Origin of the sequence: Methylobacter sp., assembly GCF_004322395.1 — a bacterium.
Classification (GTDB): domain Bacteria; phylum Pseudomonadota; class Gammaproteobacteria; order Methylococcales; family Methylomonadaceae; genus Methylobacter_A.
The window spans coordinates 1-26263 of record NZ_SCTW01000093.1; the positions used below are offsets into that span (position 1 = coordinate 1).

General features: G+C 44.5%; 40 protein-coding genes. All 40 read left to right on the top strand.

Going from position 1 to position 26263, the window contains the following annotated elements; all coding sequences use genetic code 11:
• Window positions 1–184, top strand: a 184-nt coding sequence (locus EPO18_RS12575; protein ID WP_472850897.1) for an EF-Tu C-terminal domain-related protein, incomplete at its 5' end; no start/stop codon positions are given.
• Between the two features lie 5 nt (window positions 185–189).
• Window positions 190–501, top strand: coding sequence for a 30S ribosomal protein S10 (rpsJ, locus tag EPO18_RS12580; RefSeq protein WP_006890490.1), 312 nt, complete (start codon window positions 190–192; stop codon window positions 499–501).
• Window positions 502–520: 19 nt separating this feature from the next.
• On the top strand, window positions 521–1171 hold the full coding sequence (gene rplC, locus EPO18_RS12585; RefSeq protein WP_292433723.1) for a 50S ribosomal protein L3: 651 nt from the start codon (window positions 521–523) through the stop codon (window positions 1169–1171).
• Window positions 1172–1174: 3 nt separating this feature from the next.
• On the top strand, window positions 1175–1795 hold the full coding sequence (rplD, locus tag EPO18_RS12590) for a 50S ribosomal protein L4 (protein WP_292433724.1): 621 nt from the start codon (window positions 1175–1177) through the stop codon (window positions 1793–1795).
• The gene (gene rplW / locus EPO18_RS12595; protein WP_292433725.1) at window positions 1792–2091 is read left to right on the top strand and encodes a 50S ribosomal protein L23; all 300 of its coding nucleotides are present in this window, start codon (window positions 1792–1794) and stop codon (window positions 2089–2091) included. The genes rplD and rplW overlap by 4 nt, the downstream gene beginning before the upstream one ends.
• A gap of 41 nt (window positions 2092–2132) precedes the next feature.
• On the top strand, window positions 2133–2960 hold the full coding sequence (gene rplB, locus EPO18_RS12600; RefSeq protein ID WP_292433726.1) for a 50S ribosomal protein L2: 828 nt from the start codon (window positions 2133–2135) through the stop codon (window positions 2958–2960).
• 12 nt (window positions 2961–2972) lie between these two features.
• Window positions 2973–3245, top strand: a complete 273-nt coding sequence (rpsS, locus tag EPO18_RS12605) for a 30S ribosomal protein S19 (RefSeq protein ID WP_006890485.1) — start codon at window positions 2973–2975, stop codon at window positions 3243–3245.
• Window positions 3246–3253: 8 nt separating this feature from the next.
• A complete protein-coding gene (rplV, locus tag EPO18_RS12610) occupies window positions 3254–3589 on the top strand; it encodes a 50S ribosomal protein L22 (protein WP_292433727.1) in 336 nt (111 codons plus the stop codon).
• Window positions 3590–3598: 9 nt separating this feature from the next.
• A complete protein-coding gene (rpsC, locus tag EPO18_RS12615) occupies window positions 3599–4270 on the top strand; it encodes a 30S ribosomal protein S3 (RefSeq protein WP_292433728.1) in 672 nt (223 codons plus the stop codon).
• Window positions 4271–4288: 18 nt separating this feature from the next.
• Entirely contained in the window at window positions 4289–4702 is a 414-nt protein-coding gene (gene rplP, locus EPO18_RS12620; RefSeq protein ID WP_006890482.1) for a 50S ribosomal protein L16, read from the top strand.
• Entirely contained in the window at window positions 4702–4893 is a 192-nt protein-coding gene (gene rpmC / locus EPO18_RS12625) for a 50S ribosomal protein L29 (protein WP_292433729.1), read from the top strand. The genes rplP and rpmC overlap by 1 nt, the downstream gene beginning before the upstream one ends.
• A gap of 2 nt (window positions 4894–4895) precedes the next feature.
• Window positions 4896–5159, top strand: a complete 264-nt coding sequence (gene rpsQ / locus EPO18_RS12630) for a 30S ribosomal protein S17 (RefSeq protein WP_292433730.1) — start codon at window positions 4896–4898, stop codon at window positions 5157–5159.
• Between the two features lie 43 nt (window positions 5160–5202).
• A complete protein-coding gene (rplN, locus tag EPO18_RS12635) occupies window positions 5203–5571 on the top strand; it encodes a 50S ribosomal protein L14 (RefSeq protein ID WP_292433731.1) in 369 nt (122 codons plus the stop codon).
• Between the two features lie 14 nt (window positions 5572–5585).
• Window positions 5586–5903: a 50S ribosomal protein L24 gene (rplX, locus tag EPO18_RS12640; RefSeq protein WP_292433732.1), complete on the top strand. Its 318-nt coding sequence runs from the start codon at window positions 5586–5588 to the stop codon at window positions 5901–5903.
• A 16-nt stretch (window positions 5904–5919) separates the two neighbouring features.
• Window positions 5920–6459, top strand: coding sequence for a 50S ribosomal protein L5 (rplE, locus tag EPO18_RS12645; protein WP_292433733.1), 540 nt, complete (start codon window positions 5920–5922; stop codon window positions 6457–6459).
• A gap of 13 nt (window positions 6460–6472) precedes the next feature.
• Complete coding sequence (gene rpsN, locus EPO18_RS12650; RefSeq protein WP_292433734.1) at window positions 6473–6778, top strand: 30S ribosomal protein S14; 306 nt, start codon at window positions 6473–6475, stop codon at window positions 6776–6778.
• 33 nt (window positions 6779–6811) lie between these two features.
• Entirely contained in the window at window positions 6812–7207 is a 396-nt protein-coding gene (gene rpsH, locus EPO18_RS12655) for a 30S ribosomal protein S8 (protein ID WP_292433735.1), read from the top strand.
• Window positions 7208–7222: 15 nt separating this feature from the next.
• Window positions 7223–7756 carry a 50S ribosomal protein L6 gene (rplF, locus tag EPO18_RS12660; RefSeq protein ID WP_292433736.1) on the top strand — a complete coding sequence of 178 codons (534 nt, stop codon included), beginning with the start codon at window positions 7223–7225 and terminating at the stop codon, window positions 7754–7756.
• A gap of 9 nt (window positions 7757–7765) precedes the next feature.
• Window positions 7766–8119: a 50S ribosomal protein L18 gene (gene rplR, locus EPO18_RS12665; protein ID WP_292433737.1), complete on the top strand. Its 354-nt coding sequence runs from the start codon at window positions 7766–7768 to the stop codon at window positions 8117–8119.
• A gap of 9 nt (window positions 8120–8128) precedes the next feature.
• Window positions 8129–8635 (top strand): 30S ribosomal protein S5, encoded by a 507-nt coding sequence (gene rpsE, locus EPO18_RS12670; RefSeq protein ID WP_006890472.1) that lies wholly within the window; start codon window positions 8129–8131, stop codon window positions 8633–8635.
• 5 nt (window positions 8636–8640) lie between these two features.
• The gene (rpmD, locus tag EPO18_RS12675) at window positions 8641–8826 is read left to right on the top strand and encodes a 50S ribosomal protein L30 (RefSeq protein WP_292433738.1); all 186 of its coding nucleotides are present in this window, start codon (window positions 8641–8643) and stop codon (window positions 8824–8826) included.
• A complete protein-coding gene (rplO, locus tag EPO18_RS12680; RefSeq protein WP_292433739.1) occupies window positions 8826–9260 on the top strand; it encodes a 50S ribosomal protein L15 in 435 nt (144 codons plus the stop codon). Before rpmD ends, rplO begins: the two co-directional genes overlap by 1 nt.
• Before the next feature lies 1 nt (window position 9261).
• Window positions 9262–10581, top strand: a complete 1320-nt coding sequence (secY, locus tag EPO18_RS12685) for a preprotein translocase subunit SecY (RefSeq protein ID WP_292433740.1) — start codon at window positions 9262–9264, stop codon at window positions 10579–10581.
• A 32-nt stretch (window positions 10582–10613) separates the two neighbouring features.
• The gene (gene rpmJ, locus EPO18_RS12690) at window positions 10614–10727 is read left to right on the top strand and encodes a 50S ribosomal protein L36 (protein WP_081466878.1); all 114 of its coding nucleotides are present in this window, start codon (window positions 10614–10616) and stop codon (window positions 10725–10727) included.
• Between the two features lie 76 nt (window positions 10728–10803).
• The gene (gene rpsM / locus EPO18_RS12695; RefSeq protein ID WP_292433741.1) at window positions 10804–11160 is read left to right on the top strand and encodes a 30S ribosomal protein S13; all 357 of its coding nucleotides are present in this window, start codon (window positions 10804–10806) and stop codon (window positions 11158–11160) included.
• Window positions 11161–11186: 26 nt separating this feature from the next.
• Entirely contained in the window at window positions 11187–11573 is a 387-nt protein-coding gene (gene rpsK, locus EPO18_RS12700) for a 30S ribosomal protein S11 (protein ID WP_006890467.1), read from the top strand.
• A gap of 19 nt (window positions 11574–11592) precedes the next feature.
• Window positions 11593–12213, top strand: a complete 621-nt coding sequence (gene rpsD, locus EPO18_RS12705; RefSeq protein ID WP_292433742.1) for a 30S ribosomal protein S4 — start codon at window positions 11593–11595, stop codon at window positions 12211–12213.
• Window positions 12214–12234: 21 nt separating this feature from the next.
• The gene (locus EPO18_RS12710) at window positions 12235–13248 is read left to right on the top strand and encodes a DNA-directed RNA polymerase subunit alpha (protein WP_292433743.1); all 1014 of its coding nucleotides are present in this window, start codon (window positions 12235–12237) and stop codon (window positions 13246–13248) included.
• A gap of 17 nt (window positions 13249–13265) precedes the next feature.
• Entirely contained in the window at window positions 13266–13643 is a 378-nt protein-coding gene (gene rplQ / locus EPO18_RS12715; protein WP_292433744.1) for a 50S ribosomal protein L17, read from the top strand.
• Between the two features lie 926 nt (window positions 13644–14569).
• Window positions 14570–15172, top strand: a complete 603-nt coding sequence (locus EPO18_RS12720; protein WP_292433785.1) for a transposase — start codon at window positions 14570–14572, stop codon at window positions 15170–15172.
• A 301-nt stretch (window positions 15173–15473) separates the two neighbouring features.
• Window positions 15474–16868 (top strand): replicative DNA helicase, encoded by a 1395-nt coding sequence (gene dnaB, locus EPO18_RS12725; protein WP_292433745.1) that lies wholly within the window; start codon window positions 15474–15476, stop codon window positions 16866–16868.
• Window positions 16865–17965, top strand: a complete 1101-nt coding sequence (gene alr / locus EPO18_RS12730) for an alanine racemase (RefSeq protein ID WP_292433746.1) — start codon at window positions 16865–16867, stop codon at window positions 17963–17965. The genes dnaB and alr overlap by 4 nt, the downstream gene beginning before the upstream one ends.
• The gene (locus EPO18_RS12735) at window positions 17943–18092 is read left to right on the top strand and encodes a hypothetical protein (RefSeq protein ID WP_292433747.1); all 150 of its coding nucleotides are present in this window, start codon (window positions 17943–17945) and stop codon (window positions 18090–18092) included. The genes alr and EPO18_RS12735 overlap by 23 nt, the downstream gene beginning before the upstream one ends.
• Before the next feature lie 419 nt (window positions 18093–18511).
• Window positions 18512–19612 (top strand): radical SAM/SPASM domain-containing protein, encoded by a 1101-nt coding sequence (locus EPO18_RS12740; protein ID WP_292433748.1) that lies wholly within the window; start codon window positions 18512–18514, stop codon window positions 19610–19612.
• Window positions 19613–19621: 9 nt separating this feature from the next.
• Window positions 19622–20608, top strand: a complete 987-nt coding sequence (locus tag EPO18_RS12745; RefSeq protein ID WP_292433749.1) for an SDR family oxidoreductase — start codon at window positions 19622–19624, stop codon at window positions 20606–20608.
• Window positions 20609–20619: 11 nt separating this feature from the next.
• Window positions 20620–21183 (top strand): SIS domain-containing protein, encoded by a 564-nt coding sequence (locus EPO18_RS12750; RefSeq protein ID WP_292433750.1) that lies wholly within the window; start codon window positions 20620–20622, stop codon window positions 21181–21183.
• A 4-nt stretch (window positions 21184–21187) separates the two neighbouring features.
• Window positions 21188–22708, top strand: a complete 1521-nt coding sequence (locus tag EPO18_RS12755) for a PfkB family carbohydrate kinase (protein ID WP_292433751.1) — start codon at window positions 21188–21190, stop codon at window positions 22706–22708.
• A 5-nt stretch (window positions 22709–22713) separates the two neighbouring features.
• Window positions 22714–23781: a thiamine pyrophosphate-dependent dehydrogenase E1 component subunit alpha gene (locus EPO18_RS12760; RefSeq protein WP_292433752.1), complete on the top strand. Its 1068-nt coding sequence runs from the start codon at window positions 22714–22716 to the stop codon at window positions 23779–23781.
• On the top strand, window positions 23774–24844 hold the full coding sequence (locus EPO18_RS12765) for an alpha-ketoacid dehydrogenase subunit beta (protein WP_292433753.1): 1071 nt from the start codon (window positions 23774–23776) through the stop codon (window positions 24842–24844). The genes EPO18_RS12760 and EPO18_RS12765 overlap by 8 nt, the downstream gene beginning before the upstream one ends.
• A 22-nt stretch (window positions 24845–24866) precedes the next feature.
• On the top strand, window positions 24867–26261 hold the full coding sequence (locus EPO18_RS12770) for a radical SAM/SPASM domain-containing protein (RefSeq protein WP_292433754.1): 1395 nt from the start codon (window positions 24867–24869) through the stop codon (window positions 26259–26261).
• The last annotated feature ends 2 nt before the right edge of the window (window positions 26262–26263 follow it).

Sequence of the window (26263 nt, forward strand, 5' to 3'; positions counted from 1 at the left end):
AACGACAGACGTGACCGGGGCTGTCGAGTTGCCAGAAGGCGTTGAAATGGTGATGCCGGGCGATAACATCTCAGTCAAAGTAAAACTGATTTCACCGATTGCTATGGATGACGGTTTGCGATTTGCAATTCGTGAAGGCGGTCGTACAGTAGGTGCAGGCGTCGTTGCATCAATAATCGAGTAATGTATATGTCTAATCAAACTATCAGAATCCGTTTGAAATCATTTGATCATAAATTGATTGATCAATCGGCTGGCGAGATAGTAGAAACAGCAAGAAGAACGGGTGCTCAAGTCAAAGGCCCAATTCCCTTGCCTACTAAAAAAGAGCGTTTTACGATTTTGATTTCACCGCATGTAAATAAAGATGCGAGAGATCAGTATGAATTGAGAACGTATAAAAGATTATTGGATATCGTTGAACCAACAGAAAAAACCGTAGATGCATTGATGAAGTTGGATCTTGCAGCTGGTGTTGATGTTCAAATAAAATTGAATTAAGAAGCAGGGGAATTGGCAGATGTCAATAGGTCTTATAGGTCGTAAATGTGGTATGACCAGAGTTTTTTGTGAAGATGGTTCGTCAGTACCAGTTACTGTACTCCAGATTGACTCAAACAGAGTTACTCAGGTTAAAGGTATTGAAGTTGATGGATATCGTTCGATTCAAGTAGCAGCGGGCGATAAGAAATCTTCTAGAGTCAATAAAGCAATGGCGGGTCATTATGCAGCGGCTAATGTGACAGCTGGACGTGGCCTTTGGGAGTTCAGACTCGAAGAAGGTGAAGGCGAGGGGTTATCTGCCGGCTCTCAGTTATCCTTAGATATTTTTTCTGTTGGCCAGGTTGTTGATGTTCAGGGTAAAAGTATTGGTAAAGGTTTTGCTGGTGGTATAAAACGTCATAATTTCAGTATGCAGGATGCTACACACGGTAACTCGCGCTCACATAGAGTATTAGGTTCCATCGGTATGTGTCAAACGCCGGGTCGTGTATTTAAGGGCAAGAAAATGGAAGGTCACATGGGAGCTGAAAAAGTTACAGTTCAGAACCTGACTATACATTCTATTGATACAGCAAGAAATTTAATTTTAGTAAAGGGCGCAGTGCCTGGCGCTAAAGGCGGTGATGTGGTAATTACACCTGCCATGAAAATGCGAAATAAAGGTTAAGTCATGAGTATGCAAGTACCTGCGTTAAGTGAAAAAGACTCTGCTGGAAATGTGGAGGTAACAGAAGCTATTTTTGGTCAGGCGTTTAATGAAACTTTAGTTCATCAATTGGTTGTTCGCCATTTAGCTGGTGCCCGTGCTGGAACAAAGGCACAGAAGACGCGCTCGGATGTAAGTGGTGGTGGTACGAAGCCATGGAGACAAAAAGGAACGGGACGTGCAAGGTCTGGTACTACTCGTAGTCCGGTCTGGAGGACGGGTGGTGTTGCATTTGCTGCAAGACCTAGAAATTATGACCAAAAGCTGAATAAAAAAATGTTTCGGGTTGGTATTCGGTCAATCCTGTCTGAGCTACTAAGGCAGGGTCGTCTGTTGGTTAGCAATGATATATTGCCTTCTAGTCCTAAAACTAAAGAGCTAAATGCAGCAATAAAAAATATTGATGCGAAACGTATTCTGATTGTTGTAGAAAGTGTTGATGCAAACTTAGCCTTAGCATCAAGGAACATACCTTATGTGGAAGTGATCGAGGCGGTTAATTTAAGCCCCGTTTTATTGGTTTCGGCCGATAAAGTTATTGCTACATCTGGCGCGTTGAAGCAAATAGAGGAGCGTTTGGCGTGAGTTTAAATAAATATCACTTAGCAAGTGTGCTACAAGCTCCGATTGTGTCTGAGAAAAGCACGATTGCTGCAGAAAAAAATAATCGATTTGTTTTTAAAGTGCAAAAGCAAGCAACTAAAAAGCAAATTAAAAGTGCAGTGGAACAAATGTTTAGTGTTGAAGTTGATTCAGTTCAGGTTTTAAACGTCAAAGGCAAAAAGAAAAGATTTGGCGGCTCACTGGGGCAACGATCTGATTGGAAAAAGGCTTATGTAAAACTTAAGTCTGGCCATGACATAGATTTCTCTGCTGCTTAATAATTTAAGTTTTAAAAGATCAATAGGAAACGGTAGAAAGCATGGCTATTGTAAAGTCTAAACCGACGTCACCGGGTTCACGGTTTGTTGTGCGCATCAAAAATGATGATTTGCATAAAGGAAAACCGTATGCGCCTTTGTTGAGTAAAAATAGCAAAAGTGGAGGGCGTAATAATCAGGGGCGTATAACAACGCGTCATGTGGGTGGTGGTCATAAACAACACTATCGAGTTATTGATTTTAAAAGAAATAAGATCAATATTCCCGCCGTTGTTGAGCGTCTGGAATATGATCCAAACAGAACTGCCAATATTGCTTTGATATTATTCAAGGATGGGGAGCGTAAATACATTATTGCACCTAAAGGGCTTGAAGTTGGGCAGGAGGTTCTTTCTTCGGAAACCACAGCTGTGAAAGCTGGTAACTGCATGCCATTGAGAAATATACCGATGGGTACCACAGTTCATTGTGTGGAACTGAAGCCAGGCAAGGGAGCTCAAATTGCTCGTAGTGCTGGTACATCCGTACAATTAGTGGCTAAAGATGGTGCTCATGCAACCATCAGATTAAGGTCTGGTGAAATGCGCAAGGTTATGGCTGATTGTCGCGCAGTGATTGGTGAGGTTTCCAATTCAGAGCATAACCTAGTATCTCTTGGAAAAGCAGGAGCTTCAAGATGGCGTGGTGTTCGCCCAACTGTTCGAGGTGTTGTAATGAATCCAGTTGACCATCCGCATGGTGGTGGTGAAGGTCGTACATCAGGTGGTAGACATCCTGTATCTCCCTGGGGCATGCCAACTAAAGGTTATAAAACCAGAAATAACAAACGTACTGATAATATGATTATCAGACGTCGTAAGCTGAAATAGAGAGGAATTAACGTGCCACGTTCAATTAAAAAAGGTCCTTTTATTGATCATCATCTGCTTAAAAAAGTTGAAGATGCTGTAAGTACTAATAATCGGAAACCGATTAAAACATGGTCAAGAAGATCGATGATAATTCCAGATATGTTGGGGTTAACCATTGCAATTCATAATGGACGACTGCATATACCAGTTCTGATTTCTGAGAATATGGTCGGGCATAAATTAGGTGAGTTTTCACCAACTCGCACATATAAAGGCCATGTGGCTGATAAGAAATCTAGATAGGTTGTGTTATGGAAGTTTCAGCAAAATTAAAAAATGCCCCGCTATCTGCGCAAAAAGCACGGTTAGTAGGTGATCAAATTCGTGGAATGCCAGTTGAAAAAGCGTTGAACACATTGAAGTTCAGCTCAAAAAAAGCGGCTGCGATTATCAAAAAAATTCTTGAATCGGCTATCGCTAATGCAGAGCATAATGACAGCGCGGATATTGATGAATTAAAAGTGTCAACCGTTTATGTGAATGAAGGGGCGACTATGAAAAGATTCAAGGCAAGAGCTAAAGGACGTGCAAATCATATCCTTAAAAGAACCTGCCATATTACAGTTAAAGTCGCAGAATACGAGTAGGGGCAGAAAATGGGTCAAAAAGTACATCCAACGGGCATACGCCTAGGTATTGTAAAGGATTGGAATTCAAGATGGTACGCGAATAATCAAGATTATTCTGTTTTTTTGCATCAGGATTTGACGGTCAGAGACTACATTAAGGAAAAGTTAGCTCATGCTTCTGTAAGCCGTATTCAGATTAACCGTCCACCGAATAATGCACATATTACAATACATACTGCAAGACCGGGTATTGTAATAGGTAAAAAAGGCGAGGATATCGAAGGATTGAGACAGGCAGTGTCGAAAATAATGGGAATTCCCGTTCAACTAAATGTTGAAGAGATTAGAAAACCAGAATTGGACGCACAATTGGTGGCTGAAGGTGTTGCACAGCAGCTCGAAAAAAGAATTATGTATCGTCGAGCAATGAAGCGCGCAGTGACTAATACAATGCGCTTAGGTGCTGAAGGTATAAAAATCAATGTCGGAGGTCGTTTGAATGGCGCCGAAATTGCTCGAAGTGAATGGTATAGAGAGGGTCGAGTTCCTCTGCATACATTAAGAGCTGATATTGATTATGCAACAGCTGAAGCTCATACCACTTATGGAATTATCGGCATTAAAGTGTGGATATTCAAAGGTGAAGTATTCGATATGGATGCGCATATTGCATCGATTAATTCAGACTCCAAGAAATAGTTGAAGGGATAGAAAAAAATGCTTCAACCTAAAAGAACTAAATTCCGTAAACAACATAAAGGCAGAAATAACGGTACTGCCGTACGTGGATCATCTGTAAGTTTTGGAGATTTTGGACTTAAGTCTGTTGAGCGTGGTAGATTAACTGCTCGTCAAATTGAGTCGGCTCGTAGAACAATTACACGGCACGTTAAGCGTGGTGGTAAAATTTGGATAAGAATTTTCCCAGATAAGCCAATTACTAAAAAACCATTAGAAGTTCGTATGGGAAAAGGGAAAGGTAGTGTAGAATACTGGGTTGCTCAAGTTAAGCCAGGAACAATGTTGTATGAAATACAGGGTGTTTCTGAAGAGTTAGCACGTGAAGCATTCGCTTTAGGTGCTGCTAAGTTACCTTTAAAAACACTTTTTACTGCTCGGACGATAATGTAATGAAAGCCAGTGAATTACGCCAGAAATCAAAAGATGAATTAAGCGCCATGTTGCTTGAATTGTCACGCGAACAATTTAACCTTAAAATGCAAAAAGGAACTGGTCAATTATCTAAGCCGGATCAAGTGAAGAAGGTTAGACATGACGTGGCTCGTATCCACACCATATTAAACGAAATGGCGAGTGCATAATAATGAGTGAAAACGTAACCAAATTACGAACAATCACAGGTCGGGTTGTTAGCAATAAAATGGACAAAACCATTACGGTCTTAGTTGAGCGCGTTGTAAAGCACCCTGTTTATGGTAAATACATTAAGCGTTCAACTAAGATGATGGCTCATGATGAACAAAATATTTGTCATGAAGGCGACGTAGTTTCAATTACATCATGCAGACCTATGTCTAAGAATAAAACCTTTAAATTGGTTGATGTTTTAGAAAGCGCCAACAAATAGCATTGCTGAGCTATTTAATAAACAGATAATTTAGGAATAAATCATGATTCAGATGCAAACTAACCTTGAAGTCGCCGATAACAGCGGTGCAAAAAAGGTCATGTGTATCAAAGTATTGGGTGGGTCTCATAGACGTTACGCAGGGATTGGAGACATCATCAAGGTAAGCATTAAAGATGCTATACCACGCGGAAGGGTAAAAAAAGGTGAGGTTTATAACGCGTTGGTTGTTAGAACCTGTAAAGGTGTTCGAAGACCAGATGGTTCCGTTATTCGCTTTGATGGAAATGCCGCGGTAATTCTTAATAATAATTTACAGCCACTTGGTACACGCATTTTTGGCCCTGTAACACGTGAGCTAAGAGGTGAGAGATTTATGAAGATCATCTCACTGGCTCCTGAAGTATTATAAGGTAGGGTTGAAAGATGCAAAAAATTAGACAAGGCGATGAAGTAATCGTTCGTACCGGAAAGGACAAGGGTAAGAGCGGTAGAGTAAGCAAAGTTTTAAAGGATAATAAGGTTTTGGTTGAAGGAATTAATCAAGTCAAAAAGAACCAAAAACCAAATCCAAATGCTGGGATTTCAGGTGGCATTATTGTCAAGGATATGCCGATTAATATTTCCAATATAGGTTTATATAATCCTGAGACCAAGAAAGCAGATCGTGTCGGCTTTAAGTTTCTAGAAGATGGAAAAAAAGTCAGATATTTTAAGTCAACAAATGAAGTTGTTGATGTATAAGGTGTAGATAAAAATCATGGCTAGACTAGAAACCGTATATAAAGAAAAAATCCTTCCAGCATTAGTTGAGCAGTTCGCTTACAATTCGATAATGCAGGCGCCGCGGATTACAAAAATAACACTCAATATGGGTGTTGGTGGCGCTGTTGCCGATAAAAAAGTGTTGCAAGCTGCTGTTAGCGATATGGAAAAGATTTCCGGACAAAAACCAGTTGTCACATTGGCTAGAAAATCAATCGCTGGTTTTAAAATTCGTGACGATATGCCCATAGGCTGCAAAGTAACTTTGCGTAGCGATAGAATGTATGAGTTTTTAGATCGATTGATAAGTATTTCTATTCCTCGAATTCGTGATTTTAGAGGATTAAGTCCTAAAAGTTTTGATGGGCGCGGTAATTATTCCATGGGCGTTAAAGAGCAAATCATTTTCCCTGAAATTGATTATGATAAGATTGATATATTACGTGGCATGGATATAACTATTACAACAACGGCCAAAACTAATGAAGAAGGTTTAGCTTTGTTGAAGCTTTTTAATTTCCCATTTAAAAACTAAAGGGCGCACTAAAATGGCAAAGAAATCAATGGTTGCGCGTGAAGACAAGCGTAAAAAATTAGTACAAAAATATGAGGCTAAACGTAACTCTCTGAAAGAAATCATCAGAGATCCGAATGCCACATTTGAAGATAAAGAATCTGCTCATTTGCAACTTCAAAAATTACCAAGGGACTCTAGTGCATCAAGAGTACGTAACCGTTGTAATTTAACTGGGCGTCCGCACGGTTACTACCGTAAGTTTGGTCTTAGTCGAAATAAACTGAGAGAAGCGACAATGCGTGGCGATGTGCCGGGATTAGTAAAGGCAAGTTGGTAAGGTCTTTTAGATCAAGTTTGGAGAAATTATAAGATGAGTATGACAGACCCTGTTGCAGATATGCTGACCCGAATAAGAAATGGTCAATCTGCAGGTAAAAAGATCGTTAAGCAGCCTTCGTCAAAATTGAAAGTATCTATTGCTAAGGTATTACAAGAAGAGGGTTTTATTACAGGTTATACGGTTGAGACGAATGGTAGCCATTCGGAAATGACAATCGAATTAAAATATTACAAAGGTGCCCCTGTAATCGAAAATATTAAAAGAATTAGCAAGCCTGGTTTGCGTATTTATAAATCTAAGGATGAATTGCCGAAGGTTCTTGGCGGGCTAGGGATTGCTATCGTATCAACATCGAATGGTGTTATGACCGATAGAGCTGCTCGTTCAATTGGACATGGCGGCGAAGTCATTTGTACTGTTTGTTAAGGTGTAGGTCAGGATATGTCAAGAATTGCAAAGGCCCCAGTAATTATCCCCAAAGGTGTGGATATAAAACTAGAGGGTAATAATGTGACCGTAAAAGGAAACAATGGTCAATTATCTTATGATATTAATTCAGCTGTTAGTTTTGGTATTACAGATAATGTAATCCAAGTCCAGTGGGATAGAGATGATAAAAAAGCTACTGCGCAGGCTGGAACAGCTAGAGCAATAGTCAGCAATATGATTGTTGGAGTCTCTGCAGGGTTTGAAAGAAAGTTGACTTTGATTGGTGTCGGTTACAGGGCTCAAGCTAAAGGAAATATACTTAATTTAGCTCTTGGTTTTTCTCATCCAGTTGATTTTGAAGTTCCAGCGGGGGTTTCAATTGAAACACCTAGCCAAACTGAAATAATAGTCAAAGGAAGTGACAAGCAACTCGTAGGTGAGGTTGCAGCAAAAATTAGAGCTTATCGTCCACCAGAGCCTTACAAAGGTAAAGGTGTCAGATATGCTGAAGAGCATGTCGCAAGAAAAGAAGCTAAAAAGAAGTAAGGTAGCGTAATGGATAAGAAACAATCTCGTATGAAGCGCGCATTAAAATTGCGCTGCAAAATAAAGAAATTAAGTGCAACGCGCTTGTCAATACACAAGACTTCGCAACATATATATGCTCAAGTTATTAGTGCTGATGGAGCGACAACGTTAGCAAGCGCTTCAACAACACAAGCTGATATTAAAGCAGCTTTAAAAAACACTGGAAATATTAGTGCAGCAGCGGAAGTAGGAAAATTTATTGCACAAAGAGCGATTGCTGCCGGAATTTCCGAAGTTGCTTTTGATCGTTCAGGGTTTAAATATCATGGTCGCGTTAAGGCTTTAGCTGATGCTGCACGTGAAGCCGGTTTGAAATTTTAGGGGAATAGAATGTCTACAGCACCTTCTCAGGTTAGTGCAGATGGTTTACAAGAAAAATTAGTCAATGTAAGGCGTGTTGCAAAAGTTGTAAAAGGCGGAAGAGTTTTCGGTTTCACTGCATTAACAGTAGTTGGTGATGGCGAAGGCAGAGTTGGATATGGTGTAAGTAAAGCCCGTGAAGTACCTATTGCAATCCAGAAATCTTTGGAACAAGCGCGTAAAAACATGCGTAAAGTATCTTTAAAAGGCGATACTTTGCAATATCCCATTATGAATACAACTGGAGCGGCTAAGGTCTATATGCAGCCCGCTTCTGAAGGTACAGGTATTATTGCCGGTGGAGCAATGAGAGCGGTATTTGAAGTGGTTGGTGTGCATAATGTATTAGCTAAATGTATCGGAACCAGTAACCCTATTAATGTTGTTAGGGCAACTATTAATGGTCTTACAGGAATGCATAGTGCTAACCAAATAGCCGCAAAACGCGGTTTATCAGTTGAACAGATTATTGGGTAGTAGTAATGGCTGGCAATAAATTAAGTGTTACGATGACAAAAAGCAGATTTGGCCGATTGCCACGTCACCAAGCTTGTCTAAAAGGTTTGGGCTTAAGAAAAATCAATCAGACTGTTGTGGTGCTCGATACACCTGAAAACAGAGGTATGATAAATAAAATATCGTACATGCTAAAATTTGAGGAAGTGTAATGTTTTTAAATACTATCCGTTCAAGTGAAGGGGCTCGGAAAAAATCCAAACGTGTAGGCCGCGGCATAGGCTGTACACTTGGTAAGACTTGCGGAAGAGGTCATAAGGGTCAAAAGGCTCGAAGTGGCGGCTTTCATAAGGTTGGTTTTGAAGGTGGACAGATGCCTTTACAACGTCGGTTGCCCAAGATTGGATTCATTTCACTCATAAGTAAGTATTCAGCGGAAGTGAGATTAAACGAGCTGAATGGGTTAAATTCAGAAGTTATAGATCTTAAAGTTTTGATTGATGCCAACATAGTTCCAGCTTTTACTAAAAAAGCAAAAATAATTAAGTCTGGTGAATTAACCAGGGCTGTTACTGTTAAAGGTGTAAAAGTAACTGGCGGAGCTAAAGAATCTATTGAAGCTGCTGGCGGCAAAGTAGAGGTTTAAGGTGAATACAAGAGCGCAGGTATCTGGCAAGGTCGGCGGTTTTTCAGAGCTTAAAGCTAGGTTGCTTTTTGTTTTAGGAGCTTTTTTTGTATACAGAGTCGGTGCCCATATTCCTGTGCCTGGAATAGATCCTAAGGCGTTAGCTGTTATGTTTGAACAGCAAAGCGGATCAATCTTGGACATGTTTAATATGTTCTCGGGTGGCGCTTTGATGCGGCTAAGTCTTTTTGCTCTTGGCATAATGCCTTATATTTCTGCATCAATTATTATGCAGTTGATGACGGTTGTTATTCCTGCGATGGAACAGCTAAAAAAAGAGGGTGAGTCGGGTCGGCGTAAAATTTCACAATATACTCGATTTGGTACGGTTATTTTGGCGACTTTTCAGGCGATTGGGATTTCGCTCGCTTTGCAAAATCAGACTGCTGGTGGTCTTTCAGTGGTTTTGAATCCAGGAATTAGCTTTATCGTTATTACAACTGTTACCTTGGTTACGGGCACTGTTTTCTTGATGTGGCTTGGTGAACAGGTTACAGAGCGTGGAATTGGTAATGGCATCTCACTTATTATATTTGCAGGTATTGTTTCTGGCTTGCCAAAAGCAATTGGCGGAACTTTAGAGTTAGCAAGAACGGGTGAGATGAATGGAGCGTTTATCTTATTATTGTTTGTGTTGTCGATTTCAGTTACCGCATTGGTTGTTTTTGTTGAGCGCGGGCAGAGAAGGATTCTCATCAATTATCCAAAAAGGCAGCAAGGCCGTAAGATGTATGCGGGGCAAAGCAGTTTTTTGCCTCTAAAGCTCAATATGGCAGGAGTAATACCACCAATCTTTGCCTCAAGTATAATTTTGTTTCCAGCCACTATCGCAGGATGGTTTGGTAATAGTGAGGGATTTACTTGGTTGCAAGATGTGGCCACGATGTTATCTCCTGGTCAGCCGGTTTATGTTATTTTCTACGCAACAGCTATTATTTTCTTTTGTTTCTTTTATACGGCTTTAGTATTTAATTCAAAAGAAACTGCTGAGAACCTAAAGAAGTCAGGGGCATTTTTACCCGGAATAAGACCTGGCCTTCAAACAAGTTCATATATTGACAAAGTGATGACGCGGTTGACTCTAACCGGGGCGTTTTACATTACGTTAGTATGTTTGTTACCCGAGTTTTTGATTGTTTACTGGAATGTTCCCTTTTATTTTGGAGGGACATCTTTATTGATTATTGTGGTGGTTGTAATGGATTTCATTTCTCAGATGCAAACTCATGTTATGTCACAGCAGTATGATGGCTTAATGAAAAAAGCCAATCTGAAAAAATAAATTATTGCACAAGAGCAATTTAGGAGTTAGTGGTGAAGGTTCGAGCCTCAGTTAAAAAAATTTGTAGAAAATGCAAAGTTGTAAAAAGAAATGGTGTTGTTAGGGTTATCTGTGAAGACGGGAAACATAAACAGCGACAAGGATAATAATCGTTGCGCCATAATTTATGTAATGCTATAATTTAGCGCTTAACTTTAGAGTGCTACCAAGGGGAGTATCTAGATGGCACGTATTGCCGGGATAAATATACCAGATCATAAACATGCAGTAATTGCTTTGACTGCTATTTATGGTATTGGTCGTCAAACTGCAAGTGAAATTTGCGCTGAAGTGGGTATAGCCACTTCGATAAAAATTAAAGAGCTGACTGAAGAACAATTAGAAACTATTCGTAATGTGGTTTCAAAGATGACAGTGGAAGGTGATCTGCGTCGTGAAGTTTCTATGAATATCAAGCGTTTGATGGATCTGGGTTGCTATCGCGGAATAAGACATCGTAGAGGGTTGCCTTTAAGAGGACAGAGGACGAGAACTAATGCACGTACTCGAAAAGGTCCGCGTAAGGCAATTAAAAAATAAGATATTCCTTTAAGAGGTTGAAGTAAATGGCGAGTCAAAATCGTTCTAGAAAACGTATAAAAAAAGAAGTTGCCGACGGCATAGTGCATGTCCATGCTTCTTTCAACAATACAATTATAACTATCACAGATAGAAAAGGTAATGCTCTTTCTTGGGCAACATCAGGGGGCTCAGGCTTTCGTGGTTCCAGAAAAAGTACGCCATTTGCTGCTCAGGTTGCGGCGGAGAAGGCCGGTTCTGTCGCTTTGGAATTCGGAATGAAAAACCTTGATGTCATGATTAAAGGTCCTGGACCTGGCCGTGAATCTGCTGTGCGTTCTCTGAACAATTTAGGATTCAAAATAAATAACATTGTTGATGTGACGCCAATTCCTCATAATGGTTGCCGTCCGCCGAAAAAACGCCGCGTATAAAAATCTGGAGTAGTTTGTTATGGCAAGATATCTTGGGCCTACCTGTAAATTAAGTCGAAGAGAAGGCACTGACCTGTTTTTAAAAAGCAGAGGAAAGTCTTTAGAAAATAAATGTAAATTGGATCAACGTCCTGGTCAGCATGGTACCAAGCGTGCAAGAAGCTCCGATTACGCTATTCAGTTAAGAGCTAAGCAACGTTTACGCAGAATATATGGTATTCTGGAAAAGCAATTCAGAAACTATTACAAATCTGCAGATTTGAAAAAAGGTGCAACAGGCCAAAATTTATTGAACCTATTGGAATCAAGATTAGATAATGTTGTATACCGCATGGGTTTTGCTTCTACTCGGGCAGAAGCTCGCCAGTTGGTCAGTCATAAATCCATCCAGGTGAATAATGTATTGATTAATGTTCCTTCTTATCAAGTTTCTCCAGGCGATATTCTAGCCGTTAGAGAAAAAGCAAAAAAACAACAAAGAATTGTTGATGCTTTGGCTGTTACTGAACAGTATGGCTTTCCTTCTTGGGTTGAAGTTAATTCTAAAGCAATGTCAGGTACATTCAGCTCTCTGCCGGATCGTGTAGATTTAGGTAGCGATATCAATGAGCAGTTGGTAGTTGAGCTTTACTCTAAATAATCGTAGTTTTGAGGGATATAAATGCAGAATTCTATTTCTGGCTTGCTGAAGCCTCGTTTAGTTGAGGTTATAAGCAAAACACCTAATCATTCTAAGATTGTTATTGAGCCTCTTGAGAGAGGGTTTGGTCATTCTATTGGTAACGCATTGCGGCGTGTCTTGTTGTCCACAATTCCTGGCTGCGCAGTTACAGATGTTGAAATTGAAGGCGTTCTTCATGAGTACACCACTATAGAAGGTGTTCAGGAAGATGTAATTGATATTTTACTTAATCTTAAAAAACTGGCGGTTGTTCTTCATTCTAAAGATGAAGTTGAGCTTACCCTTTCAAAGAATGGAGCAGGATGCGTTACCGCAGCCGACATTGTGCTGCCACATGATGTGGAGATTATCAATCCCGAATTGGTAATAGCTAATCTGACACAGAATGGCGCCTTGAATATGAAAATCAGGGTACGTAGAGGAAGAGGTTACGAACCTGTAAGTGTTCGTAAATCTAATTCCGAACATAGCCTCATTGTTGGCGCACTTCAGCTTGATGCTTCATATAGCCCGATTGTCAAGGTTGCTTATCAGGTTGAAAGCACACGTGTTGAACAGCGCACTAATCTAGATAAATTAATAATCGAACTGGAAACAAATGGCACTGTTGATCCGGAAGAAACTATTAAGCTTGCTGCCACAATACTTCATGATCAATTATCAGTTTTTGTTGATTTCGAAAAAGTAAATGATCAGCTTGCTGAGGAAGAAGTTGAAGTTGAAGAAATATTTGATCCCGTTCTTCTTCGTCCTGTAGATGATCTCGAGTTAACAGTACGTTCTGCTAACTGTTTAAAAGCTGAGAATATCTTTTATATTGGTGACTTAATTCAACGTACCGAAGTTGAGTTATTAAAAACTCCAAATCTTGGCAAAAAGTCTTTAACAGAAATAAAAGACATTCTTGCTTTAAAAGGTTTATCTTTAGGTATGCGCTTGGAAAATTGGCCTCCTGAAAACCTTGCAGATCAAACTCACGCAATAAATCACTAACATTAGGTCTTCTTACAATGAGACATCGTAAATCCGGTAGAAAATTCAATATAAATAGTAGTCATCGTAAGGCGCTATTTAGTAACATGGTTAGTTCATTATTTAAACATGAATTAATAAAAACAACTTTACCAAAAGCCAAAGAGTTAAGAAGCTTCGCTGAGCCATTAATTACTTTGTCTAAAGAAGATAGCGTTGCTAAAAGGCGCCTTGCTTTTTCTCGGTTACGTGATCGTGATGTAGTAACCAAGCTTTTTAATGAGCTCGGTCCTCGTTATAAAAATAGAGCGGGGGGATACTTGCGTATTATGAAATGCGGATTTAGACCTGGTGATGATGCGCCTATGGCTTATGTCGAACTGGTTGATAGACCAGTTGTTACTATAGAAGAGTAACTTAGACAAAACTATATAAATACAGGAAACTTTACAAATCATTAGCCCTTAAAAAGTCAGAATCTTAGACTTGATAAGGGCTTTGTTGTATAAGTCGACACACAATCAAAGTATCGCCAGACCTTCAGTTCCAGTTTATATCACGAGTTAGCTTTCGAACATATCGCGGTCAGTCATTTTATTAAGTGTCCTGGCTTCATGCAAAGCGCCGTGGTTTTCTTTAACCCCAGGACATAATCACTTTCCTCATCAATAATCTGTTTGGCAATCTCGCGCTGGCGGCCCATCGTATCCAGAGTTACGTTCAGCCTTTAAGTTCCAGCAATTGAACTTCCGTCCCCTTCTGGCCTAAAACCAGTCGGTTTGCAGAACCCCAGGCACTGTGACCCCTATAAAGCGGATTTTTATTGTGTTTTCGATCCCGCGACCACACGCTGTTTTGCCATCTGCATTGATCAGCGCTCCTCAGTGTGTGTCGATACACTCTTCGTTCAACTGATAAAATAATCTTGGAAGTCCTTAGCTGACAATCTGGAGATGACATCACTATATAATCATAAGAAGGGATGCCATTGATCATCGAAGATATCGTAAGAACAATAATCCTAAAAAGAGCACTTGCCCTTACAACGCTGGTGCCGGATCCTGAGTTTGGCGCTGGTAAAATACCTTCGCGGCCGTCAATTGCAACCCCTAAACTGCCACCGGTCCCTGTTTAGCTAGGGCAAGTGCTCTTTTTAGGTTGAAACGACTGCGCACCATTGCCCATTCCTGATCCGGGAACTGCGCAGAACCTTGCCATGCTACGCCTTGTTCGAACATTATCAAAAAGACTTTCTGTTTTACGAGCGGGTTCTGAGCCAACACCCCAAAGACAGCGACAAAATTTACGCCCTGCATGAACCTCGACGTGTACTGCATCGGCAATACCCACACGGGGCACTAGAGGCAAGGACCACAAACCTTACGAATACGGCAATAAAGTCTCCATTGCCGCCACGGCCAAGACCAACATCGTTGTCGGTGTGGTCAGTCATCCACACAATCTGCATGACAGCAAGACCCTACCGGAGGTGCTGGCGCACTGTCAAAACAGCCGCGGCAAGGCCGTGAAAACCGGTGTCTGCTACCGCGGTTACCGTGGCCCAAAAACGGTAGACGGCACGCAAATAATTTTGCCGGCTCCGCCGCTAAAACGCGACAATCGTTATCAACGGGACAAAAAACGCAAACGTTGCCAGCGCAGGGCCAGGGCAGCGATTGAACCGATCATTGGTCATTTAAAGTCCGACTTTCGCTTAGCGAGAAATTTCCTCAAGAGCCCCGTCGGGGACTGCATCAATTTATTGATGGCAGCCGTGGCCTGGAACTTCAGACTCTGGATGAGGCTATTTTTTGCGCTAATTTTGACCATCAAAACGATCAAACCCAGCCTGCTTCGGCTTTGGGGGCAGGAAAACGCTATTCATCGAAACGAGTTCCGTTTAAGGGCTTGTGCCCGTTTGAGATCGAGGCCTTGGAATCGGTAATCATTGTTGAGACGGCTTTTTTCAGGCTGACTCATTAGCTTTTTTGAAAAAATGTTGTTTTTAATATCTTATATGCATTTGCCCTGGACATGAATAACTGTAACCAGGTTAAAGGTTACAAGTTAGTTTATAATGCCAACAGTAGCTAGATTGATTTTTTAACCGCATAAGGCATGGTTGATAACAAATTGATTGGGCTGCAACAACTTATCTGCCGTTATCGCTGATATTATTTTATTTTTTGTATTTTTTAATATTCTGGACTTTTTTTCTAGGTTTTATGTCTTAACTGCTATGGATTATGTCTGAAAACTACTCAATTATTCATGATTATTCGTTAGATTCTTTAAAAATTCCGCCTAATTCAATTCAGGCTGAGCAATCGGTTTTGGGTGGACTAATGCTGGATAATCAAACTTGGGATTCTGTGTCGGATAAAGTGGTTGAAAGTGATTTTTATCGCAGAGACCATCGGCTTATTTTCAAGACGATTGAGCAACTGGCCGAAAAACAGATCCCTTTTGATGTGATTACTATATCAGAGGCGTTGGAAGCGGTAGGAGAGCTGGAAAATTCTGGCGGCCTGTCTTATTTAGGCATGCTCGCAAAAGACACTCCCAGTGCCGCGAATATCGTCACTTACGCCAATATTGTCAGAGACCGGTCAGTACTGCGTCAGTTGATTCATGTCGGTACCGAGATTTCGGATTCCGCATTCAATACGGAAGGACGCGAGACAGCCGACCTCCTTGAAAATGCCGAACGCGAAGTCTTTAAGATAGCCGAGCAAAGACAGCGCGGGCAGGGCGGTTTTGCAACTATCAAATCGTTGTTAGCTCGAGCTGTCGATAAGATTGAAACACTGTTTGAACAGGAAGGTTCCATTACCGGAGCAGCGACAGGATTTACTGATTTTGATGAACTGACTTCCGGCTTACAACCTGCCGACTTGATTATCGTAGCCGGCCGACCTTCCATGGGTAAAACGACTATTGCTATGAATATGGCGGAAAATATTGCCATTAAAGGTGATAAACCGGTTGCGGTATTCAGTATGGAAATGCCGGGGGACTCGCTGGCTATGCGAATGATGTCATCATTAGGCCGTATCGACCAGCATAAAATCAGAACCGGCAAGCTAGAAGATGATGAGTGGCCACGCTTGACGTCGGCCATCAATTTGCTGGCTGAGACTAAATTATTCATCGACGATACCCCTGCATTAACACCGACCGAAGTGCGCTCAAGAGCTAGACGTTTGGCGCGTGAACATGGCCAGCTGGGTTTGATTGTATTGGATTATTTACAGCTCATGCAATCACCTTCCAGTGGCGATAATAGGGTGCAGCAGATTTCAGATATTTCCAGAGGCTTAAAAGCGCTGGCCAAGGAGTTGAACGTTCCTGTAGTAGCTTTGTCCCAGCTCAACCGTAATCTTGAACAGCGCCCTAATAAACGCCCAATGATGTCCGACTTGCGCGAGTCGGGCGCTATCGAGCAGGACGCCGATTTAATCGTATTCGTGTATCGGGACGAAGTATATCATGAAGATAGTCCTGATAAAGGCATTGCCGAGGTCATTATCGGCAAGCAACGTAATGGTCCATTGGGGACTGTAAGACTCACATTTTTGGGGCAATATACCCGCTTTGAGAATTTTGCCGGGAATCCGTATGGTAGCGGGGATTATGAATGACCCCGGCAGCCTATGCAGTGCTGAATCTGGATGCAGTTCGGCATAACTTATCCAAAGTACGCAGTTGTGCACCTGATGCCAAAGTGATGGCGGTCATCAAGGCCAATGGTTACGGACATGGCTTGTTGCGTATTGCCGAAGCTTTACAATATGTCGACGCCTTTGCAGTGGCCAGGGTTGATGAAGGCATCCGATTGCGCAAAGCGGGATTCGAAAATAGAATTGCCGTTTTAGAAGGATTTACCTGTGCCGAAGAATTTGATGAATTACTGCATTATCAATTGGACGCAGTGGTGCACTCCTTAACTCAACTGGAAATTCTTGAAGCCGGAGAAGTTTCGGGAGCTTGTGCTGTCTGGCTAAAACTTGATACTGGCATGAACCGTCTGGGTTTCAAGGCAAAAGAATTTAGTTCTGCATATCAGCGATTGAGCCAATGCGTCCTGATAAAGCAACCGATCAATTTGATGACGCATTTTGCCTGTGCCGACGATTTTAATGACGATAAAACGCTAAAACAGATCAGTCTGTTCAACGAAGCTGTTGCAGGTTTATCCGGTGAGCGTAGCATGGCTAATTCTGCGGGTATATTAGGCTGGAAGCAGTCCTTAAGCGATTGGGTACGCCCTGGCATTATGTTGTACGGTATATCACCTTTTCCTGAGTCAACAGGTCGGCAACTGGGGTTAAAACCGGTTATGGAATTGCATTCACGGTTGATAGCGGTTAAGCAAATCGAAGCAGGAGATACAGTTGGCTACGGCGGAAGCTGGATATGCGAAAAACAAACAACAATGGGGGTTGCTGCGATAGGTTATGGTGATGGTTATCCCCGCTATGCTAAAGCCGGAACGCCGGTATTGGTTAATGGCAAGCGTTTTCCGCTTATTGGTAGGGTGTCAATGGACATGATTACTATTGATCTTGGAAATCAAGTCCACGCACAACCCGGCGACCCTGTGACCTTGTGGGGCAAAGGTTTGCCGGTTGAAGAAATTGCATGTTGGGCAGGCACCATACCTTATGCTCTGGTATGCGGCGTGACCCAGAGGGTACAGTTGGTTGAAAAACAACATGAGCTTAGTTCGGCGTGCTGAAAACCTGAAGCAAGGGGACACTATTAAGGTTAACCAAGCCAAAGTTGATGAGGTTTTGGCTGATGCGGTAAAGAATTTCAAGCTGTTTGGGCAAGCTTGGTTATTCGGTTTGAGTGCCGATAACTAGAGTAAGTGAGGTGCAGGGCAATCGCTCTAAGTTGGCTCTTTCCCGAAGATCAGTTCAAAGCAGTAATTATCGTTGATAGCAGCTCGCATCTTACCAAGACGCAAGCTATGCTTTGATGTGGCCTATTGTGTGTCGAATGAAACTCAGCGCTACGTGCCTGATTAAAGCCAGGTTGCATGGCACAAAGCCTATATTTTTCCGCTGATTTGCTTGTGGTACTAAAGCCAATTATCTCAACAGAGGTGCATGATTGGATATACACAGCAGTCGGGGTTTACCGGATTTGGCTGATATAGTCTATACTTATAATATAAAAGTCAATCGTTGCTTGTCGTAGTATTGGTACGTTGGCGTAATAATTGCTTTTAAAATTTCTGCAATGTTCACCAAACATCTCTAGCACACTAAACGACAAAAACATGGCAGATAATTACGGCATAGACAGTCACAAACTGATGTATCACCCGCAGCGGGTGACGCAGTGGTTGACTGGCAAGCATGACTGGCAACAAGCCAAATCCTTGTATCCTATCTATATGGAGGTTTCGCCGGTTGGCGCCTGCAATCATCGCTGTACGTTTTGCGCGGTCGACTATATCGGTTACAAAGCGCAGCGGCTGGATGTCAAAATTTTGGCGGAGCGTCTGGCCGAAATGGGCCGATTGGGCGTGAAGAGCATCATGTATGCCGGCGAAGGCGAGCCGATGTTGCACAAGGAGATTAACGAAATCGTCAGGCTGACTGCCGATGCTGGTATCGACACAGCCTTCACCACGAATGGCACTTTGATGAGCCAGCGTTTTGTCGAGCAGTCGCTGCCACTGGTGTCATGGATCAAGGTGTCGCTGAATGCCGGCAGTGCTGAGAATTATGCCGCGATTCATCAAACCAAGGCTTCGGATTTCGACTTGGTGCTGAGCAATCTGCGCCGTGCCGCCGCCTATAAAAAAGCCCATCAATTATCATGCACTTTGGGCGCGCAAATCCTGCTGCTGCCGGAAAACCGCGATGAAGTGACCACACTGGCGGCCATCTGCCGTGACATTGGCTTGGATTATCTAGTGGTCAAGCCCTATTCTCAGCATCTGTCCAGCGAAACCCGCCGCTACGAAAACCTGCGCTACGATAATCTGCTAGGTATGGCGGAGGAGCTGGACAAATTCAACGGCGATGGTTTTAACGTGATTTTCCGCGAACAGACCATGAAAAATTATTCCATATCCGATGCGGTGCGCTATAAAACCTGCCATGCCACGCCGTATTTCTGGGCTTATATCATGGCCGACGGCGAAGTCTACGGTTGCAGCGCCTATCTGACCGATCAGCGCTTTGCCTACGGCAATATCCATCAGCAGTCGTTTCAAGACATTTGGGAAAGCGACAAAAGACGGCAGAACTGGCAATACATCACTCAGGAACTGGATATTTCCCAATGCCGCAAAAATTGCAGGATGGAAGCAGTTAACCAATATCTCGACAAATTAACGGTGCAGCAACCTGCCCATATCAACTTTATCTAGGCGCGGAACATGAAAGTACTGGTTACAGGCGGTGCAGGCTTTATCGGTAGCCATTTAAGCCGCGAATTGTGGCGGCAAGGCTATCAGGTCAGGGTGATCGACAACCTTTCCGGCGGTCGCAAGGAGACCATTGCCGACCTGCTCGGCCAAGCTCATTTCGCGTTTCACCAGGCCGATATTCGCGATGCCGAGGCGATTGCGCCGTTATTCGCCGATATCGATTGGGTATTTCATCTGGCGGGATTGGCCGACATCGTGCCGTCGATCGAACGGCCGCGTGCCTATTATGAAACCAATGTCAGTGGGACTTTTAATGTACTGGAAGCGGCCCGATCCGCCAATGTTAAACGTTTCGTCTATGCCGCGTCATCGTCTTGCTATGGACTGGCTGAGCAATTCCCGACTCCGGAAACTGCCGCTATCAGACCGCAATATCCTTATGCCCTGACCAAATATCTTGGCGAGGAAATGGTGATGCATTGGGCGCAACTGTATAACTTGCCGGCCATATCGTTGCGCCTGTTCAACGTTTATGGTCCGCATGCCCGCACTACCGGCGCTTATGGCGCAGTGTTCGGGGTGTTTTTGGCGCAAAAGATCAACAACAAACCGTTTACCGTGGTTGGCGACGGCAATCAGACTCGCGACTTTACCTATGTCACCGATGTCGCCCGGGCCTTCATCGCCGCAGCGCAGTCGGACATTTGCGGCGAAATCATGAACGTTGGCAGCGGTGGTACTTATAGCGTTAACCAGCTGGTCGGGTTGCTGGGTGGCGCGATTGAATACATTCCCAAGCGGCCCGGCGAGCCCGATTGCACCTTTGCTGACACTAGCAAGATCAAGGCAAAACTTGACTGGCAGCCGCAAGTTAGTTTTGAGCAAGGCGTCGCCAATATGTTGGCTCATATCGATTATTGGCAAAACGCGCCGTTGTGGACATCTGCTTCGATAGCCGATGCCACTAGCGACTGGTTTAAATATCTCGGCAAATAAAGAGGCGGCAGATGGCTATAGGACAAGCGGCATCACAATTCGCACAGTTGTTGATGAGCAGCATTTTTACAGATCACCATGCACAAACGCTGGATGGGGAAGCAGTGATTCAACAGGTATTGACCGAATTTGCCAGAGTCCGCGAACAGCAAGCCAAGGTCATTGTGCTGGGTAACGGCGGCAGCGCGGCGATTGCGAGCCATGTGATTACCGATCTGCGTAATGTCGGCGGTTTGTGCGCATTGACGTTGCACGAGGCGGCGCCGTTGACCTGTTTTACCAACGATTTCGGCTACGAGCAGGCATTTGCCAAACAAATTACCGCCTTTGCAAACACCGACGATTTATTGATTGCTATCAGCAGTTCTGGACAATCGCTGAACATTATTAATGCGGTGCAGGCCGCCAACACCAAAGGCCTGGAGGTGATGACGCTGAGCGGCTTCAAGGACGACAATCCGCTACGCAAGCTGGGACGCTGGAACTATTGGCTGGACAGCAACCATTACGGCATGGTCGAGCTAGGCCATTTGTTCGTACTGCATCATATTACCGATCATCTCGTCAGGAAATAACGATATGTCCACGGAAAAAATTGTTTCTATCGAACAACTGGCTCAGCGTTCTGCCGAACTTAAAGCAGCAGGCAAAACCGTGGCACTGTGTCACGGTACTTTCGATTTGCTGCACATCGGGCATATACGCCATCTACAAAGCGCCTCGCGGCAGGCTGACAGCTTGCTGGTCAGCGTTACTGCCGACGAGTTCGTCAATAAAGGCCCTGGGCGGCCTGTGTTCAACGAATATCTGCGCGCCGAAAATATCGCCGCGTTGGCTTGTGTCGACAAAGTAGCGATCAACCACGCAGTGACTGCGGTCGAAGTGCTGGACCAGGTCAAACCGGATTTATATGTAAAAGGCAGCGACTACAAAAGCACCAGCGACGATATTACCGGCAATATCCAGCATGAAAAGGACGCCGTTGAACGTCACGGCGGACGGGTTTTCTTTACTGATGAACTGACCTCCAGCTCGACCCAGTTGTTAAATGAATTTTTTGAGGTGTTTTCGCCGGAAATTTCCGGCTATCTCGATCAGTTCAAGGAATCTATCACTACCGCGGATATTATTGACAAGCTGAAAAGCCTGAGCCGTCTCAACGTGCTGGTGGTTGGTGAGGCAATAATTGACGAGTACCATTACACCTCGCCGCTGGGCCAGACTGGCAAGGGCAACGTGTTTGCGGTCAAATACAACGATTATGAACGTTTCGCCGGCGGTGCGATTGCAGTGGCCAATCATGTTGCTGAGTTTACCGATAATGTTACGTTGCTGTCTGGGTTGGGCACCACCAAAAGCCACGAGGATTTTATTCGTACCAATCTCAATCCGGCTATCGACCCCGTATTTTTCTTCAGCCAGGACCGGCCGACCATCGTTAAACGGCGATATGTGGATAATGATATTGCCAAGTTGTTTGAAGTGTATTTCTATGACGATGGACCGCTCCCCGAAGAAACTAATCGTAAGATCGTCGCTTGGCTGAATAAGCATCTGAGCGAGTACGATGTGGTGATTGTGCCGGATTTCGGCAACGGCTTTATCTCTAGTGAAATGGTGGCGGCACTATCAAATGGCGCGAAATATCTGGCAGTAAATGCTCAGATCAACAGTGGCAATCGCGGCTATCACCTCATTACACGTTATCCTAACGCCGATTTTTTGTCTCTGAACGAACCGGAATTACGGTTAGCGGTTCATGACAAAGGCGGAGCGATTGAAGAATTAGCTGGACAATTAGCGGACCGGTTGCGGGCCACGCATATTGCCATTACTCGTGGTACTAAAGGCGCACTGATGCTGGACGAAACCAAAACTGCCTATAAAATTCCGGCTCTGTCCTCGAAAGTGGTGGACAGAATAGGTGCAGGAGATGCATTTTTATCAATTGCGGGTTTATGTTTGGGAGGGGGAATAGCGCCGGAGCAGGCTTTGTTTGCCGGTAGCGCCGCTGCTGCGCTGGATGTGCAGATTGTTTGCAATCGTGAGCCGGTAAGGGCAGTAGCATTATTTAAATACATCACGACTTTGTTGAAATAACCGCCATGGCCCAAGCAACTGCCGAGTTAAAGCAACTCTACTTTCAAATGCTTCGTATCCGCCGAATTGAAGAGGCGATTGCCGAGCGTTATCAACAGCAGGAAATGCGTTGTCCGACTCATCTCTGTATCGGCGAAGAAGCCATCGCAGTGGGTGTCAGCGCTCATTTGACGCCGCAAGACAAAGTGTTCAGTAATCATCGCGGTCATGGTCATTACCTGGCCAAGGGCGGTGACTTGCGTCGCTTGCTGGCTGAGTTGTACGGTTTTGCTGAAGGCTGTTGCGGCGGCCGCGGCGGCTCGATGCATCTGACCGATCTGGCCGCCGGTTTTATCGCTTCCACGCCGATAGTCGGAGGTACGGTGCCATTGGCGGGCGGTTATGCCTGGGCCGAGCAGATGAAAAAATCCGGCGCCGCACAGGGATGTGCCAGTGTCGCGGGAGGCACGACTCCATGGATGGAGGAGGTAGAGCGAAGCAGGAGGCCAGAGCCGAGGACGCCGGAAGCGACCAATGTCGTGGTGGTTTTTTTCGGCGACGGCTGTTTTGAAGAAGGCGTGATGCACGAAACCATGAATTTTGCGGCGTTGAAAAAATTGCCGCTGCTGTTTGTTTGCGAGAACAACCAATATTCGGTGATGACGCCGTTGACAGAACGTCAGCCCGAACGCGATATATATAAAATAGCCGCCGCTCATGGCTTGCAGGCTGTCAGCGGCGATGGCAACCAAGTAGATCAAGTGTATGCAATGGCGCAAACCGCCGTTGCCAACGCCCGAGCCGGTCAAGGACCTCAGTTTCTGGAATTGCATACCCACCGCTGGCCGGAACACTGCGGACCTAACGAAGATGACGAGCTGGGTTATCGTAGCCCCGGCGAACTTAATGGCTGGAAACAGCGTTGTCCACTCTTGCAAACCCGGCAGTTTTTACTGGAGAGTCGTTTAAGCAATGAATCGGAGCTGGCGGAAATGGAGAGGGTGCTTGCCGATGAAATTGAACAGGCTTTCCAGTGGTCGCTGCGAGGCAACCGCCCGTCTATCGATAGTATGAGGCATCATCTGTATGCGTAATGTAACGATGATGAGTTATGGCGAAGCGATACGTGAGGCGTTGGATGATGGTCTGGCCACGTATCCGGAGATGATCCTGATCGGCGAAGGCGTGTCTGATCCGAAAACCGTTTTTGCCACTACTCAGGGTTTGCGCGAGAAATACGGCGCGGAGCGGGTGCTGGATATGCCGCTGGCCGAAAACGGCATGACCGGTATCTGCATCGGCGCGGCGCTGGGCGGCATGCGGCCGGTGCTGGTGCATCAACGCATCGATTTTGCCTTGCTGTCGGTCGATCAGTTGGTCAACAATGCGGCCAAATGGCGCTATATGTTCGACGGTCAACAGCAAGTGCCATTAGTGATCAGAGTCATCATTGGCCGCGGCTGGGGACAGGGGCCTCAGCATTCGCAGAGTTTGCAAGCCATGTTTGCACAAGTGCCGGGCTTGAAGGTAGTAATGCCGACCACAGCCGGAGACGCCTATCACTCCATGCTGGATGCTATCGCAGACAATAATCCTGTGTTGTTTATCGAGCATCGATGGTTGCACCACATCAAAGGCGAGGTCGATAAAAATCGCTCCCCAAGTGCGTTGAACGGCGCAGCATTGTTGCGGCAAGGCGGCGATATTACCTTGGCGGCGTTTTCCCATATGACGATAGAAGCGCTGAAAGCCGCGGCCGTGTTGGCAAAACACGGCATTGATGCCGAGGTGTTGGACATGCGCTGCCTGACGCCGCTGGATGTCGATAGCGTTGCCCGATCCATAGATAAGACCGGCTTGTTGCTCGTGGCTGATTGTGCGCCGGAAATAGCGTCAATGGCGCATAATCTGCTGTCCAAACTGTTTCAGTCGCATGGGCAGCGCCTGAAACAGCCGCCCCGGTTAATTGCCTATCCCAATCATCCTGTGCCGACCTCGCACTTTATGGCCAATCATTATTATCCGGGGGCGGAAGAAATTGCGGTCACGGTACTGGAGATGTTGAATAAACAGCCGCTAAAACAAACAGTGAAGATGGAATTGCAATCCGATTTGGCAAGAGACTTGCCTGACCGTAGTTTCACCGGTCCTTTCTAACGAACAGATAAGAGCATTACTCATGGCAAAAGACGAATCAACCAACCGTTTCGGCAACTCTGTCGTAACCTCAATACCTGATAACGTTCCAATATTCAGTCAGCCCGGGCACAAATTGCGAACCTCTAATCGGATTGTCGATCGTAGCGCCTTGTCGAACAGTGAATATCAAGTAATCGACACCAGCCAATTGACCAAGCTGCCGGGTCAGAAGTTGAAAAGTGTTTCGCATGATGATCAGAAGGGCATTATTCGACTGGAAGAGGACTGCGAGCAGGACAAACCGGTACCGAATCAATTTACCGGGCCCAGCTTTCGAACCCAGAAGGAACGCTTTCGTTTCGACGGCCATAAAATGCTGCATCACTTGGACAGGATTCAGGCTTGGCAAAACGGCCAGCGCTTTGCGCCGGTGCATATCGACATGGGGCTGACCAAATTTTGCAATACCGCCTGTCTATATTGCTATGCCGTGGTTCAGAATATGACCAAGGGCACCATGATTGGCCGCGAGGCGCTGCTGCAATTTGTCGAGGATTGCGGCAAACTTGGAGTCAAGTCGCTGGGTTTTATCGGTGACGGCGAACCGACTCTCAATCCCACGCTATACGATGCCACTGTGCTGGCTGCAGAGCTGGGCATCGACACCGCAATGGCCACCAACGGCTTGTTGCTGGATATGGATAGGGCGCACGATTTGCTGAAAAACATGAGCTATATCCGCTTCAATCTATCCGCCGGTACTCCGGAAGGTTTTCGGCGTGTGCATCAATCCAGCGAAAACAATTTCCATTTATTGATCGACAAAATTCGTGAGTTGGTGAAAATCAAAAAAGAAAACAACTATAAATGCACGCTGGGTTTGCAGATGGTGCTGATCCCTGAATGCTTCGATGAGGTATTGGCGGAAGCCGAACTAGGCGCTGAGTTGGGCGTGGATTATTTCGTGATCAAGCATTGCTCGGATTCCGAATATAAGGAAATCGGCATCGATTACGACGCTTATTTGAAAATCGGCGACATGTTGAAACAGGCCGAAAAATTCAGCAATGACAATTACGTGGTGCAGGTGAAATGGAACAAAATCAATGCCGCCGGAGAAACCAATCTGTATAAAGACGGTTACCGAAAATACGATCAATGTTTCGGTACGCCGTTTTTATTGCAAATCTCCGGCAACGGGAAAATCTATCCTTGCGGACCTTTCTTTAATAAGGAGCGCTTCTATATCGGCGATTTACATCAGGATTCCTTTTACGATCTGGTTAGTCACAGCGAGCGTTATTGGCAGGTGCATAAGGATGTTGCCGAATCAGTGGATGTGCATAAGGATTGTGCGATCGGTTGTCGGCAGGATTATGTTAACAAGTTCCTGTGGGATTTAAAAAACCCGCCCGAGCATATCAATTTTATTTGATG